Genomic DNA, 13,855 nt, shown 5'->3' on the forward strand with positions numbered 1-13,855 from the left:
CGTCTACTTCCGGCCGCTGAGAATGTGCTGGAGGAGCTGACGCGAGATGCGGAGCAGCTTCGCGGCCCCGCGCACGCTCCCTTCGGATTTCGCCAGGGCCTCGTCCACCAACGTGTCGCGGACGAGGCTCTCGAAGCCGTGCAGAGGCACCCGTCCCGCGCTCGCCCGCAGCGCGGTGACCAGATCGGGGGGACGCGCCAGCGTCTCCAGCCAAACGGCCTCCAGCCGCGCGAGGTCCAGCGGCTTGGGAAGGAAGGCACGCACCCCCTCCTGCGCGAGTTGGAAGGCCTGCTCCGCCGTCGCCGTCCCACTGATGGCGATGACGTGCGGCAGCGGCTCCAGCTCACACAGCGGCGCCAGCAGCTCGATGCTGTCCCCATCCGGAAGGCTGACATCCAGGATGACGGCGTCGGGCGCATCATGACGGAGGACCTGACGCGCCGCGGCGAGCGAAGCGGCATGGGTGCACCGCTCGACGCGAGAGCGCAACGCCTCCTCGATCGCACGCGCCAGACGCGTGGCGTCCTCGACGACCAGGAGATGTCGGACCCGCCCCACCCATGGCAATTTACCATGAATGCCAGAGAGTCCCCGACCGCCCGCGATGGAGCAGATGGCGCAGCGGGTGCTATCCGACGCTTCGAACGAGGGCGAAGCACTGGTCAGCGTGGGCCGGATTGTCTTCAGTGCCCTCATCCTGACGCGTTTCCTTGCGCTGGGTGGAGCCCACGCCGAGGGCGGTGCCGCGGCGGCATGGCTCCAGCTTCCCCTGCTGCTGGGCAGCATCGCGGTGTCGGCGATGGCGCTGCTGGCAGCTCGGCGGCGGCTGTTCGGCGCGAAGCTGCTCGTGGCCTCCACGGTGCTGGACGCCGTCTTCGCCCATGCGTCCCTCCTCTCCACGGTGCTCTGGCATGGCCCTCACTACACCGGGCTGCTGCGAATGCCGGACCCCGCAGCGGCCATCGCGGTGGCCTTCATCACCGCGCTGCGGCTGTCGCCCGGGGCCGCGTGGATTGGGACGGCGGCCAACCTCCTGTTGATGGGGGGCCTGACGGCGCTCGACCTCCACGTCAATGCCAGGAACGCCACCTACGGAGCGAAGGATCTGATGCTCCTGTTCATCTTCATCGGCAGCGCGGGCGTCTTCGCCTCGGTGATTTGTGGCATCGCACGGCGGCTGGTCCTGGAGGCCGGAACCGCGAGTGCCCACATGGAGCGTGCACGCACGAACCTGCGCGCGCTGCTGCGCGAGCACCACGACGTGCGCACGTTGCTGTCCGCGGCGAGGCTGCGCGCCGACCTCCTCCTCCGCGAGCCCATGGGCGCCAGCGCGCCCGGCCATGCGAGCGCCCTGGTCCAAGACCTGGGTGAGCTGAGCAGCTTCATCGAGAGCGTGAAGGCCCGGGCGCTGGGCGAGCTGACTGTGATTGAAGATGCGACGGCGGTGAACGTGGGCGCCACGCTGCGCCGCGCCATCGAGGTCGTCCAGGCGAGGTTCGCCCGGGTCCGGTTCGAGCTGGAAGAAACAGCGGGCCTGGCGCGTGCCGCCGCCAACGACGTCAGCGTCCGGATTGTCGGTGGAGAGCGAGGGCTCACGCACGTGGTCACCAACCTGTTCGTGAACGCCTGTGAGGGGGATGGACGGCAAGGCGCGCGCACGGTCCGAATCAGCGTGGAGCCGAACCCGACGCTGCACGGCGTCCTGCTCAGCGTGAGCGATGACGGACCGGGCTTCCGACCGGGGCTGCTGGAGGGGGAACGCCCCCGGGCCGGTACGACCAAGCCAGAGGGCGCTGGGCTGGGCATGCTCCTGGTGAGCGGGCTCGTCGAGGCAAGCGGCGGCACCTTGCGCGCCTGCAACCCGCCCGAGGGAGGCGCACGGGTCGAAGTCACGCTGCCCACCAGCGGGTAGCGCCACGGGCCCCTTCTCTCACCCCGGCGGCAGGCGCAGGCGCCGTGGACGGCCGGCGCAACCGCCAGGCGTGAGCGAGCCCCAGTCCGACGTTCGCCACCAGCCACAAGGCCATGGGCTTGCGGTTGTCCTGGTCGAATGAGGGCAAGAGCTTGAGCACCACCGCGAGCAGCGAACCCGCCGCGAGCAGCCAGACGCATCGGCGTGCCCAGCGCTCCGCGCGCTCGCTGCCAAACATCATGAGGATGCCCAGCGGAAGCAGCGCGAAGGCAAGCGGATTGGCCAGCAACAGGTTCTCATTGCCCTGCATGACATCGAGCCTGGAGAACAGCATCAACCCACCCAGCGCCACGCCCGCCGCGCCGAGCGTGAGCCCGAACACGGCGTGATAGAGGCCGAAGAGAATCTGGAACATCCGGTGTGTGCCGCGCCCACGCAGGAACGCGAGGATGACGGCCAGGGCCGCGCCTCCTGCGCCAAGCCGCCAGGTGGAGGTTCCTTCCCAGCCTGCGTCGACAGGAGCGGGCGCGTCCATGGACGGAGATGTGGCCCCCTCACGCTTCACCAACGGGATGCGCCTGCCGGAGCCATCCACGTAGGACACGCCCATGAGCAGTCTGGCGAGCTCCCGAGGCAGGAAGGCCTCCTCCCATTGAGTCGCGGGCGCGTCCACGGCGTCGTTCAGCCATAACATCAAGAGCAGCTCCGACACCGGATGCGTCTGGATGTATCTCCGGAGGAGCTCTCGTTGGGTGGCACGCGCCGGCTCCGTGAGCGCGTCCCGAAGCGCGCCACCCAATGCCTCATCAAGGACGTCCCGCACACGCGTCGCGCAGTTGTCCCTGAGCGGATGATAGGCATATTCACGCGAGGCGGGCTGGACGTCTCGCTCCAACCGCGCCAGGAGCCGCTGACGCTGGTCCACCGTGAGCATGAGGTCCTGTACGTCAATGGACCGCGCCAGCGCACGGTACAGCAGGAAGGTCCGCTCCACGGACAAGCGTGCTGCCCAGAACGTCGGCCGGCCCAGGAGGAAGCGGACCGGTCCCCCATTCGCGATGGACGTCGTGCCATAGCTGTAGAGGACGCCTGTCTTCAGGCGCGTGTCCTCGACCCACAGCGCGCTGTGACCGAAGCGCTGGTGCATGTCCGCGCCGGGGCCAATCGTCACCAGCCGGATGCGCAGGGACTCCGGATGTCCGCCAAAGCCCTCGGGTGGGGACGCGGCGAACGCCGCCGCGCGGACCAGGGCCACGACCACGATGAGCACCGCGTGTCTCGCCATCCCATGGCAATGCCCCATGCCCGCGGGGTCAGGGCAGTGCAAAAAGATTGGCAGTGTTCACATGAAACGCGCCAAGGCAGGGTTCCTATCGGCTCGCGGGCGTCGTGCAGCGAGCCAATGACACACACACCCACTTCCGAATTGGCAAGGAGAAGTCTCATATGAACACGACCCACACCCCGAACACGTATTCCAGGCGCTTCGTGGCTGCCGTCACAGCCACCCTGGCCGTGGCCATGCTCTTCATGACCCCTGGCAAGGCACAGGCCGTGGATGGTGACCGGCAGGTGACGCACCTCCGTGTCCGCATCGTCACCGGAAGCGACGACCTGCGCCAGGCGAGCAACGCCTTCGCTGAGTTCAGCTACACGGCGCTCAATGACAACCACATCTCCATCAGCCAGAACCTGAACAACGGCGCGAACTGGCCCAACGGGTCAACGCGCACCGTGGAAGTCGAGCTCCCCAGCGGCGTCCTCTACAGCAAGATGCGCGAGTTCGCGATCCGGTTTCAATCCGGGCAGTCAAACCCCTTTGAGACCGGTGACAACTGGAACCTGAACGACATCCGGGTCACCGCCATCCTGGACGACGGGTCGGAGACCATCATCGTGCAAGACTCCGGAAACCCCTATCACCGCTTCAAGAGCGACGTGAACACCCGGCGCGCCTGGGTGCTCTGACGTCGCCGCGGGGGCGGCTCGGCTGCGTCAGGTGCTTCCCCGCTCGAAGGCTTCCACATCCTGGTAGTACCGTTCCACCTGGGCCTGGGTCGCCGCCTGGGTGTAGACCTCGGCACGCGGACGTTCGATGGAATCGAGGATGACTGTCGCGGCATCCTCGACGCGCTGCGCCCCTGGCAGCCCCCGCGAATCGGGCCCTCCACCGAGCGCGTTGTCCCCGAAAGCCGTGGCGACCACGCCGGGCATCACCACCGTCACGGTGATGCCCGGGTACGTCTCACGCAGCTCCTGGCGCAGACAGGCGCTGAGCGCGTTGAGCGCATGCTTGGCCGCGCTGTACGCCGAACGGTGGGGAACGATGGGCAGCCGCCCCAGGGTGCTGGAGACATTCACCAACTGCCCGGCGTCGCGTGACTGGAAGTGCGGCAACACCGCCTGCATCCCATAGAGGGCGCTGTTCACGTTGTCGCGCCACATGGCCTCCAGGTCATCGTCCGTGAGGTCCGCCACGGAACGCGTGATGCCCCGCCCCGCGTTGTTCACCCACACGTCGATGCGGCCAAAACGGGCGAGCGCAGCGTCACGCAGCCGCTCCATGTCCGCGCGCCGGGTCGCATCCGTGACCACGGCGAGTGCCTCGTGCCCACACTGTCCGGCCACCACTTCCAGCTCCGCCTTGCGGCGCGCGGCCAGCACCAGTCGGGCGCCCTTCCCGGCCGCTTGCCGCGCCAGCTCCGCGCCAATGCCGCTGCTTGCTCCAGTGATGACGATGACCTTGTCCATGTCCAGGGTCCTCCCAGGCTGACGCGTGTGCCTCTATCAGGCGCCCTGACGCCCCGCGAGCCCGACCGGCCCCCGTGGGGGGCGCTTCGCCACCTCGGCGCCAGGCTCACCGCGGGCCGTGCCGTGGTACCGTGAGACCCCTCCCCGCCCCTTCCGTCATGCCGCTGCGACTCTTCTCCTTTTCGATGCTCATCGGGCTCGGCGCGGTGCTGGGCCATCTGTATCTGTACCGTCGGCTGGTGCGCCCCCTGGTGCGGGGCCGCCTGCCTCGACTGCTGGCCATCGGCGTGCTCGTGCTGATGACGGGCGTGCTGGGGAACCGGCGCACCGTGCTGGACCTGCTTCCGGGGAGCGCCGAAGGGCTGCTCACCATGGCGGTGTACACGTGGATGGGCGTGGCGCTCTGCCTCGTCATCGCCCTGCTCCTGACGGACGCTGGCCGAGGGCTCACGGCCCTGGCGAGACGGATGCGGCCACGCGCCCCGCCCGCGCCTCCCACGCCAGCCCCCAGCCCCAGCGTGGACGAGGACCGGCGGCGATTCCTGGGCCAGGCCGTGGCCGGCACCGCCTTCGTCGCGGGGGGCGGGCTGGCCGCCTACGGAAGCTGGCGCGCCTTCTCGCCGCCGCTCATCACTGAAGTGGCGGTGAGGATTCCCAAGCTGCCCAAGGCCCTGGACGGGCTGAGCATCGTGCAGCTCACCGACATCCACGTGGGCCACTTCATCCAGCGCCGCTACATGGACGCGCTCGTCCAGCAGGCCAACGCGCTGCGCCCCGACCTGTTCGCCATCACGGGAGACCTCGTGGATGGCGACGTGGCCTCGCTGGGCGGCCACGTGTCCGCGCTCGCCGCGCTGAAGTCCCGCTACGGCAGCTACTTCGTCACCGGGAACCACGACTACTACTCGGGTGACGAGGAGTGGTCGGCCTTCCTGGAGTCACTGGGCATCTCGGTGCTGCGCAACCGGCACGTCTCCATCGGGGACAAGGGCGCATCCTTCGACCTGGTGGGCGTGGATGACTGGAGTGGTGGCCGGCGGCGCAACAAGAAGGGTTACGACCTGGAGCTGGCGCTCGCGGGGCGGGATTCCGACCGCGCCGCGGTGCTGCTGGCGCACCAACCCGCGAACTTCAAGGTGGCGGCGGAGCGCGGCGTGGACCTGCAGATTTCGGGGCACACCCACGGTGGACAGCTCGTTCCCATGACGATGCTGATTGGTCTGGCGTGGGAGCACTCCGCCGGGCTGTACGCGCACGGTGACTCCAACATCTACGTCAGCCGTGGCTGCGGCTTCTGGGGACCGCCCATGCGCGTCGGCAGCCCGCCAGAGCTGGTCAAGCTCGTGCTGACAGCATGACGCACTGGGACATCCGGTGCGCGGCCTGCCTGCTCACCAGGGAGCAGGCCATCGGGCGAAGGGCCGCGGCGGCTCGACTTCGGGTATGCTCCCCGGCAAATCAGGACCCGTGAGGGTGGGTCCTCAAGAATCTTGAGAGGCACAGATATGAAGCGCCTTGGAAAAGTCGGTCTGCTGGTCGGAGCGCTCACGCTGGGTGGCGCAGTCGTCGGGTGTAAGGCCGAGGACGACACCGCGAAGAAGCACCGCATCGTCGGCAGCGACCACCTGAGCAAGAAGGAGTTCAAGGAAGCCGCCGCGGCCTACGCGCTGTCGCTCCAGGCGGACCCCAAGCAGGAGAAGGTCTGGGAGAAGAAGGCCTTCGCCCACATGCAGATGGGGCAGATGAACGAGGCCGCCGAAGCCGTCCTGAAGATGGGCGAGCTCAAGACGACGCCCGCGGAGAAGGCGGAGATCTACCGGACGCTGGCCAGCATGTACATGACCGGTGGCACCACCGAGGACGCCGAGAAGTACTTCAACGAGGCCCTCAAGCTGGAGCCGAAGGACGAGGCGTCGCTCGGGTGGATCGCGGAGATCTACGCGCAGCGCGGCGGCGCCCGCTCCATGGGCGCGCCCATCATCAAGGAGTCCCTGGAGAAGTCGCTCAGCTATTACGACCAGGTCATCGCCATCAACCCCAACTCCGCCAACACCTACCTCAACAAGCGCGTGGTGATGGGCCGCCTGATGGAGTTCGAGCGGCAGCAGAAGGAGATGGCGCTGTCCGAGGCGGCCGAGAACGCGAAGAACAAGGAAGTCGTCGCCGAAGCGACGGCTCGCGCCGACGAGCACCAGAAGCGCATGGACGAGTACCAGGTGCAGTTCGCGGAGATGACGAAGAAGTTCGGTGAGGCACAGAAGGCCGCGAAGGCGGCGGCGCCCGCGCAGTAACCCACCGCAGCCAGCCGGACCGTACACGAGGGCCTGGGACCGCGAGCCGGTTCCGGGCCCTTCGTGTTTCAGCCGATGGCGGCCATCTGGATTTCTGGCCCACGGCTCAGCGGCGCCGTCTGCCTCCGCCTGCGAGCACCATCAGGATTCCGCCCACCAACGCCGCGCCGCCTCCCGCCAGATACAGCGTGGTGCGGTCGGTGTTCCGGCCGGTGATCAACTCCGTGGCCCGCTCCGCGAGCGAGTCCCGGGCCTTCAGCCCGGACCACAGCAACACGGCGCCCGCGATGGCGAGCATGACACCCAGCAGCCGGACGAAGCTCACGTTGCCTCCTGAAGTCACGGGCCTCCCTTGAAGGAGGAGGCCCGCGTCAATCTCAGCGCTTCTTTCGCCCCGAAGGCGCCTTCTTCTTCGCGGCTCCCGAAGCCTTCGCTGGCTTCGCGGCACGCGCCACGGCGGGCTTCGCGGCCTTCTTCGACGGCGCCTTCGCCTTGGACTTCGACGCGGCCACCTTGGTGGCCTTCACGGCGGCCCGAGCAGGCGCAGCCTTCTTCGCCTTGGCGGTGGGCTTCTTGGCCTTCGTGGCGGCGGCCTGCCTGGCGCTGCCGGCCGCGACGGTCTTCTTCCGCGCCGGGGTGCGCGTTGCCTTCGCCACGGCCTTCTTCCGCGCAGCCTTCCGCTTCGGCGCAGCCGCCTCTGGCTCGGGCGCGGGAGTCACGGGCGGCTCGACGCTCACGGGCTCGGCTCGCACGGGCTCCGGGGCCACGGGAATCGGGGTTTCCGTCACGGCCCGGCTGGGAACAGGCGGGGGCGCTTCGACGGGCGCCTCGGGCGGCGGGCGCGGGGGCTCCATCGAGAATGCCCTGTCGTCCTCGGACTCGCGCCCGGGCTTGGGCGCGGGGAACCGGGTCCCTGGGCCGCCCTGCGGCTTCGGCTTCTGGAACGACCGGCCGTGAGACGGGCCGCGGGGTTCAGGCCCCCGCTGACGCTGGGACGCCAGCGCGCGAATCCGGTCGAAGCCTGGGTGTGGAGACCGGGCGGCGTCTTCGCCCGCCGGCAATTCCCACGGAGCGGGCGCGGACGGCGCTTCGGGCGGAAGTGGCTCGGCCGTTTCAGCGGACACGGGCGCCGGAGCCTGCGGCTCCGGACGGATGAACGTCCTGCGCTTGGGCCACGCGGGCGATTCGGAACGAGACGGTTCCTGTCCTTCTGGCGCCCTGGGCGGGAACCGAGGCTCCTTCCGGTGCGGCGCGGCCTCCTCACGACGGCCCTCGCGGGAGAAGCGTCCACGCGGGCGGCCCGGGCCTGGCTCCTCATACTGCCCGGAGGGCGCGCCCCGGCTCGCCACGGCGGCTTCCCGTTCGCGGCGGCCCGGGCGCCCTGCCCGCTCCCGCCGGCCATCCCGTTCGCGATGCGACGGTGCCTCGGCCGTCCATGCCTGACGCCGCTGCGGATGCTCGCCCCGCGTCGCGACACGGCTCAGCGGCGCCTCGCCGTCGAACTGGAGCGCCTCGAAGTCGATCTTCTTCGCCGTCACGTTCACGGACGTCAGCCGCACCCGCAGCTTCTGTCCCACGCGCACCCGGCGGCCATTCGCGTACACCAGGGAGTGCGTCAGCTTGTCCAGCTTCGCCCCGGGCCCCAGCGTCTCGGCCTTCACCAGGCCTTCGACGTGCACCTCGTCCAGTTCGACGAAGAAGCCGAAGTCGGTGATGGCGGCCACGGTGGCGGCGAACTCCTCGCCCACGCGGTCCTTCATCAACAGACACGCGTAGAAGGACACCACCTCCCGCTCGACCTGCATCGCCGCGCGCTCGCGCTCGGAGCACTGAGCGGACATGTCCTCGAGCTGGTCCTCCTCGCGCTCCAGCATCGACTGCGAAGGCTTGCGCCCCTTCCGGGCCCAGTGCGCCTTGAGCAGCCGGTGCACCAGCAGGTCCGGGTAGCGGCGGATGGGCGACGTGAAGTGCAGGTAGTGCTCGGCGGCCAGGCCGTAGTGGCCCACGCGGGACGACGTGTACACCGCCTGCATCATGGAGCGCAGCAGGAGCTGGTTCAGCGCCCGCTGCTCCGGGTGGCCTTGGAGCTGGCTGACGAAGGCATCCAGCTCCTTCGACGACACGCCGTCCTCGACGCGCATCTTGAAGCCATAAGCCTCCGCCAGCGCGGCGAACGTGGCCAGCTTCTCCGGGTCCGGCTCGCCGTGGAACCGGTACACCGTAGGCAGGCCCTCGTCCTGGAAGAAGGTCGCCACCGCCTCGTTGGCGGCGAGCATGCACTCCTCGATGAGGCGGTGGCTGTCTTTGCGCTCGCGCTTGTCCATGCGCGCGGGCAGGCCTTCCTCGTCCAGCACCACCTTGTGCTCGGGCAGGTCGAAGTCGATGGCGCCGCGCTCCTTGCGCATCTTCATCAGCGCGCGGGCCAGCGACATCAGCCGCTCGAAGTGGGGCTTGTGCGCGTTGCGGTGCGGCACGTCCTTGCCGTCGAGGACGTCCTGCACCTCGTTGTACGTGCACCGCGCCACGCTGCGCATCACCGCCGGATACAAGTCGTAAGTGCGACGGTGGCCCCGGCGGTCGAACGTCATGTCCGCCACCATGCACAGCCGGTCCTCGTCCGGGCGTAGAGAGCAGATGCCGTTGCTCAGCCGCTCCGGCAGCATGGGCAGCACCCGGTCCGGCAGGTACACGGACGTGGCGCGACGCAGCGCCTCCGCGTTGAGCGCACTGTCTTCCCACACGTAGTGCGTCACGTCCGCGATGGCCACCACCAACCGCCACCCATCCGGCCGGTCCTCCACGCAGACCGCGTCGTCGAAGTCGCGCGCGTCCTCACCATCGATGGTGATGAGGGGAATGGCGCGCAGGTCGCGCCGGTGCTCGCCGCGGGCCTCTTCCTCGGTCACGGTCACCGCGTAGCGGTCCGCCTCGGCCATGACCTCCGGCGGGAACTCGTCGGAGAACCCCTGCGAGTAGGCGACGCCCAATACCTCGGCGCTCGGAGTGCCGGGCTTGCCCAGGGAGCCGGCGACCTCGCCGTGCAGTCCCCGGTCCGGGTCCAGCATCTGGGCACCAATGCCCAGCTGGACCTTCACCAGGTCCCCTTCGCGCGCCATCTGCGTCAGCGGCACGCGGATGGGGCCGGGCAGGCTCGAATCCGTGGGGTACACCACGGCGTAGCGGCCCTTCACGACGTAGGTGCCCACCGCCAGCTCGCGACGGCGCTGCACCACCCGGACGATCCGACCCTCCAGGCGCGGAGGCCGCCCCGAGACGGCCACCACCACCCGGTCATTGTCGAGCGCGCGCTGGGCCTCGTGCGGCGGAAGGAAGACGTTGTCTCCTTCCCCCGACAGCGGATGCACGAAGCCGAAGCCATCCCGGTGGACGTGGAGGATGCCTTCCAGCAGGCCGTCCTCTTCGACCTCGCTGAAACGACCCCGGCGGCCGGGCCACTCCGCCCGCTCCTGCCGGAAGCCCCCTCCATGCTTCGAAGCGCCCCGGCGATCACGCCCTGGGCCCCGCTCCTGCCAGCCCGCGCTCTTGCCGCGCGCCCCCGGCTCATGCCGGCGGGCCGCGAAGCCGCCAGGACCCGGCGCGCGCTGCCCGGCATGCCGAGGTCCGCGGTTCGGCCCGCCCTCGCGGGGCTCGGCGGCGCCGCGCTGACGCCACGCCGTGGGAGCGCCCTGCTCCCTTGCACGCACGTCGGCCTCGCGCCGCGATGGCTGCCGGGGCACGAAGCGCTTGCCGTCCTTGAGGATGTCGCCCTGACGGACGAGCTCGCGCAGGGCGCGCTTGAGCTCCGTCTGTTGTCCGGGGTGCAGGCCCGCGAGCCGGAGAAGCTCCTTGATGCCCAGCGGGTGGTCTGCTTCAGCGAGGATCTGCTTGAGAAGGTCTTGAGAAAGGCTCACGGTGGGGTCGCGGCTCGGCCGCTACGGGAACGGGTAAGCCCGAAGCGGCCGGACGGGAACCCCCCGGCGACCGGCCGCCCCCCGGAACCTGTTCCGGGCGACGACCCTCAGGGCTTGACCGTGACGTTGATTTTGAAGGAGCGGTCCACCAGGCCGGGCGACAGCGCCTTGGCCAGGAAGAACTCCACCTCGAAGGCGCCTGGGTTGCGCGGGGTGAAGAAGAACTCGCGGGTACCGGGACCGTCCTCGGGCGCGGGCTCGAAGTTGGCTTCGCGCAGGCCCACGCGCTTGGCCACCGTGGGCTCGATGGCCCAGGTGAAGCCGGGGTGCTCGGGCAGGCGCACGGTGAGGCCGTGGTTGAGGCGCACGTCCACGGACGTGGGGACCTCTCCCTCGATGTGCACCAGCTCCATCTCGTCCCGCGACACGGCGCGCGCTTCGGACGGACGAAGCTCCACGTTCTCCGCCAGGATGCGGCCGCCCCAGCCGGACGTCTTGTCGACGATGCCTTGCACCTGGAGCGTGTATCCGACGTGCTTGCGCAGGGCCTTGCCAGCGGCCTTGCCCTCGATGATGAACGACACCTGCTGGCGCGTGCCGCCATTGGACACGACGAGCACGAACTCCTCACCCGTCATCTCCAGGTTGCCACGCACGCCCGCGAAGCCCTTGATGCCCGCGCCCATGCCGGCCGCCGTCACCATGGAGACCTCACCGGGCGACAGGTAGCGCAGCCGCGCCTCCGTCTCCGCCGGGGCCGCCTCCACCACCTCGGCATCCGGCTTCTTGGCCGAGTACTTGCGAACGTCCACCACGCCCGCGTGGTTGGTCGTCTTGCGGATGAGTCCGCTGACGGAGACCTTGTGGTCCACGTAGGCCGGGAGGACTTCCTGATCCGGGCCCTGGAGGAGGAAGGTCAGCTCGCGCTTGTCGCGCCCGACGACCACCAGGTGCGGCATGTCGTTGGTGACCACCAGGCGGCCCTTGAGGCTGCCCTCGCCCGTGACGCCGCGGCCTTCGCCGGCCGTCAGCAACTGCTCCATCTCACGCTTGGTGAGCGGCTCGCCCGGAGGCGGTAACTTGGTGGCGCGAGGACGGGGCTTCTCCACCGGAGGGGCGGCAGGTACCGCGCTCGCCTTCGCCGCCTTGGCGCTCGCGGCGGACTTCGCTGCGGGAGGCGCCTTCGCCGGAGGGGCCTTCGGGGTCTTCGCTGCCGGGGGGGCTGCCTTCGCGGCCGAGGCCGTCTTCCCAGCGGGAGCGGCCTTCTTCGCGGTGGCCTTCTCCTGCGCGGCCTTCTTCACTGCGCTCTTGGCCCCCTTCGTTACGTCCGATGCCGCTTTCGCCAATTTCGTCGCCGCCTTCGCCACCCGCTTGGAGGCGTTCTTGATCAGATCCAGCCGGGCAGCGGAGTCCTTCTTCGCAGCGGGCTTTGCGCCAGCCTTGCCAGCGGGAGTCGTCTTCTTGGCCCCGGACTTGGGCTTGGCCATCGACGCAGTCTCCTTGAGAGTTCCCGTGTCCTTTCAACGGGTTGGCGGACCTGCCCAGAGGGCAGGCAAGCCTCGCGATCACCGTTGCTTGTAACGATGATCAGGTAGGCTGTCAAACTAACACTTGATTATCTCACGGACTTTGTTCGTGAACGGGTCCAAGCCACAAAGCCACGGCATGGCTATAAGCCGGGCATGAACGACTCCGCCACATTGCTGCCGGAAGAAGAAGCCCGGTCGCAGATCCTGGCCCTGTGCGCGCCCCTTCCCTCCGAGTGGCTGCCCTTGGATGACGCACTGGGGCGCGTGCTCGCCGAGGACGTGATGGCGCAGCGGACACTCCCTCCCTGGGACAACTCGGCCATGGATGGCTACGCGGTGCGCAGCGCGGACCTGGCGGGTCCCCTGCCCGTCCGGCTCGTCGTCGGAGAGACCATCTACGCTGGCGCGGTGGGCAGTCAGGCGCTGGCTTCCGGGGTATGCGCCCGCATCATGACGGGCGCTCCCCTCCCCACGGGTGCGGATGCGGTGGTGATGCGGGAGCGGACACGGCCCGTGGACCAGAGCGGCGCGGATCAGGTCGACGTGCTCGAAGCGGTGGCCCCGGGCCAGTTCGTGCGGCCCCGGGGCGAGGACGCTCGGGAGGGGCAGCAGCTGCTGGCACGCCGCACGGCGCTGGGCATCCCCGAACTGGGCCTCCTCTGGGCCCAGGGCCGACAGGCTGTGCCTGTGTCGCGCGCGCCGCGAGTGGCCATCCTCTCCACGGGCGACGAGCTGTGCCACGCGGACGAGCCACCCAACGGCCGCATCGTGGACACCAATGCTCCGTCACTGGCGCTGGCGGTCCGCCGCGCGGGCGGCATTCCCACGCAGCTGGGCATCGCTCGGGATACGCGCGACGCCGTACTGGCCGCGCTTTCCCGGCTGGACGGGTTCGACGTGGTGCTCACCAGCGCGGGGGTGTCCGTGGGCGAGCGCGACTACGTGAAGGAGGTGCTGGCTGAGCTGGGCGTGGAGCAGCATTTCTGGCGCGTCGCCATCAAGCCGGGAAAGCCGCTGGTGGTGGGCCGTCGTGTCGCCACGCTGTTCTTCGGACTTCCGGGCAACCCCACCTCCTCCCTGGTGACGTTCGAGCTCTTTGTGCGCCCAGCCCTCCGCAAGCTGCTGGGGCATGCACAGGTGGAGCCCGGACGTGTGGCTGGACGCCTGGAAGGCAAGCTCACCAAGCCCCCTGGCCTGGCGCATTTCGTCCGCGTCACGGCGGCTTGGAGAGAAGGCAACCTGTGGGCCCGTCCGCTGGCGACACAAACGTCTGGTGCCCTGCGTTCTGCGGCGGCGGCCACCCATCTGCTGCATTTCCCTCGGGAAGCCAGCAGTTTGACGGAGGGGGACGCGGTAGAACTGCTTCCGCTCTCATGGGTGGCCTGAGGAACGAAGGGCGCCGTGGAGCATCCTCTTGGGGGCTCGTGCTCGAAAGCACCAGCCGCCTTGACTTGAGAACCT

11 protein-coding genes are annotated in these 13,855 nt (G+C 69.3%); 5 read left to right on the forward strand and 6 right to left on the reverse strand.

All coding sequences use genetic code 11. From position 1 onward, the window contains the following. Nucleotides 1-3 precede the first annotated feature (3 nt). Complete coding sequence (locus BLU09_RS17240; RefSeq protein ID WP_261770585.1) at nt 4-558, reverse strand: response regulator; 555 nt, start codon at nt 556-558, stop codon at nt 4-6. 19 nt (nt 559-577) lie between these two features. Between BLU09_RS17240 and BLU09_RS17245 the strand changes: the two genes are divergently transcribed. After that, nucleotides 578-1,912, forward strand: coding sequence for a sensor histidine kinase (locus BLU09_RS17245; RefSeq protein WP_090490633.1), 1,335 nt, complete (start codon nt 578-580; stop codon nt 1,910-1,912). Here the strand turns inward: BLU09_RS17245 and BLU09_RS17250 are convergent. Then, complete coding sequence (locus BLU09_RS17250; protein WP_090490634.1) at nt 1,890-3,197, reverse strand: lipoprotein N-acyltransferase Lnb domain-containing protein; 1,308 nt, start codon at nt 3,195-3,197, stop codon at nt 1,890-1,892. The two genes, BLU09_RS17245 and BLU09_RS17250, sit on opposite strands and share 23 nt — an antisense overlap. A gap of 161 nt (nt 3,198-3,358) precedes the next feature. Between BLU09_RS17250 and BLU09_RS17255 the strand changes: the two genes are divergently transcribed. Further along, nucleotides 3,359-3,880 carry a hypothetical protein gene (locus BLU09_RS17255; protein WP_244171798.1) on the forward strand — a complete coding sequence of 174 codons (522 nt, stop codon included), beginning with the start codon at nt 3,359-3,361 and terminating at the stop codon, nt 3,878-3,880. 27 nt (nt 3,881-3,907) lie between these two features. Here the strand turns inward: BLU09_RS17255 and BLU09_RS17260 are convergent, their stop codons facing one another. Continuing rightward, nucleotides 3,908-4,663, reverse strand: a complete 756-nt coding sequence (locus BLU09_RS17260) for an SDR family oxidoreductase (RefSeq protein WP_186817642.1) — start codon at nt 4,661-4,663, stop codon at nt 3,908-3,910. 158 nt (nt 4,664-4,821) lie between these two features. Between BLU09_RS17260 and BLU09_RS17265 the strand changes: the two genes are divergently transcribed. After that, the gene (locus BLU09_RS17265) at nt 4,822-6,021 is read left to right on the forward strand and encodes a metallophosphoesterase (RefSeq protein WP_090490637.1); all 1,200 of its coding nucleotides are present in this window, start codon (nt 4,822-4,824) and stop codon (nt 6,019-6,021) included. A gap of 147 nt (nt 6,022-6,168) precedes the next feature. Then, nucleotides 6,169-6,954: a tetratricopeptide repeat protein gene (locus BLU09_RS17270; RefSeq protein ID WP_090490638.1), complete on the forward strand. Its 786-nt coding sequence runs from the start codon at nt 6,169-6,171 to the stop codon at nt 6,952-6,954. Between the two features lie 106 nt (nt 6,955-7,060). Here the strand turns inward: BLU09_RS17270 and BLU09_RS17275 are convergent, their stop codons facing one another. The 3 genes from BLU09_RS17275 to BLU09_RS17285 form a co-directional block, all read right to left on the reverse strand. After that, nucleotides 7,061-7,279 (reverse strand): DUF3185 family protein, encoded by a 219-nt coding sequence (locus BLU09_RS17275; protein ID WP_020478851.1) that lies wholly within the window; start codon nt 7,277-7,279, stop codon nt 7,061-7,063. A 52-nt stretch (nt 7,280-7,331) separates the two neighbouring features. Next, a complete protein-coding gene (rnr, locus tag BLU09_RS17280) occupies nt 7,332-10,865 on the reverse strand; it encodes a ribonuclease R (protein WP_090490639.1) in 3,534 nt (1,177 codons plus the stop codon). Between the two features lie 107 nt (nt 10,866-10,972). Beyond that, nucleotides 10,973-12,352, reverse strand: coding sequence for a protease inhibitor I42 family protein (locus tag BLU09_RS17285; protein ID WP_090490640.1), 1,380 nt, complete (start codon nt 12,350-12,352; stop codon nt 10,973-10,975). 195 nt (nt 12,353-12,547) lie between these two features. Between BLU09_RS17285 and BLU09_RS17290 the strand changes: the two genes are divergently transcribed. Next, nucleotides 12,548-13,780, forward strand: a complete 1,233-nt coding sequence (locus BLU09_RS17290; protein ID WP_090490641.1) for a molybdopterin molybdotransferase MoeA — start codon at nt 12,548-12,550, stop codon at nt 13,778-13,780. The last annotated feature ends 75 nt before the right edge of the window (nt 13,781-13,855 follow it).

Origin of the sequence: Myxococcus virescens (assembly GCF_900101905.1) — a bacterium.
GTDB classification, from domain to species: domain Bacteria; phylum Myxococcota; class Myxococcia; order Myxococcales; family Myxococcaceae; genus Myxococcus; species Myxococcus virescens.

Excerpts from the sequence above, each read along its gene's own strand:
- BLU09_RS17245 (WP_090490633.1), top strand. The coding sequence starts at position 578 with ATGCCAGAGAGTCCCCGACCGCCCGCGATGGAGCAGATGGCGCAGCGG.
- BLU09_RS17250 (WP_090490634.1), bottom strand. The coding sequence starts at position 3,197 with ATGGCGAGACACGCGGTGCTCATCGTGGTCGTGGCCCTGGTCCGCGCG.
- BLU09_RS17255 (WP_244171798.1), top strand. The coding sequence starts at position 3,359 with ATGAACACGACCCACACCCCGAACACGTATTCCAGGCGCTTCGTGGCT.
- BLU09_RS17260 (WP_186817642.1), bottom strand. The coding sequence starts at position 4,663 with ATGGACAAGGTCATCGTCATCACTGGAGCAAGCAGCGGCATTGGCGCG.
- BLU09_RS17265 (WP_090490637.1), top strand. The coding sequence starts at position 4,822 with ATGCCGCTGCGACTCTTCTCCTTTTCGATGCTCATCGGGCTCGGCGCG.
- BLU09_RS17270 (WP_090490638.1), top strand. The coding sequence starts at position 6,169 with ATGAAGCGCCTTGGAAAAGTCGGTCTGCTGGTCGGAGCGCTCACGCTG.
- BLU09_RS17285 (WP_090490640.1), bottom strand. The coding sequence starts at position 12,352 with ATGGCCAAGCCCAAGTCCGGGGCCAAGAAGACGACTCCCGCTGGCAAG.
- BLU09_RS17290 (WP_090490641.1), top strand. The coding sequence starts at position 12,548 with ATGAACGACTCCGCCACATTGCTGCCGGAAGAAGAAGCCCGGTCGCAG.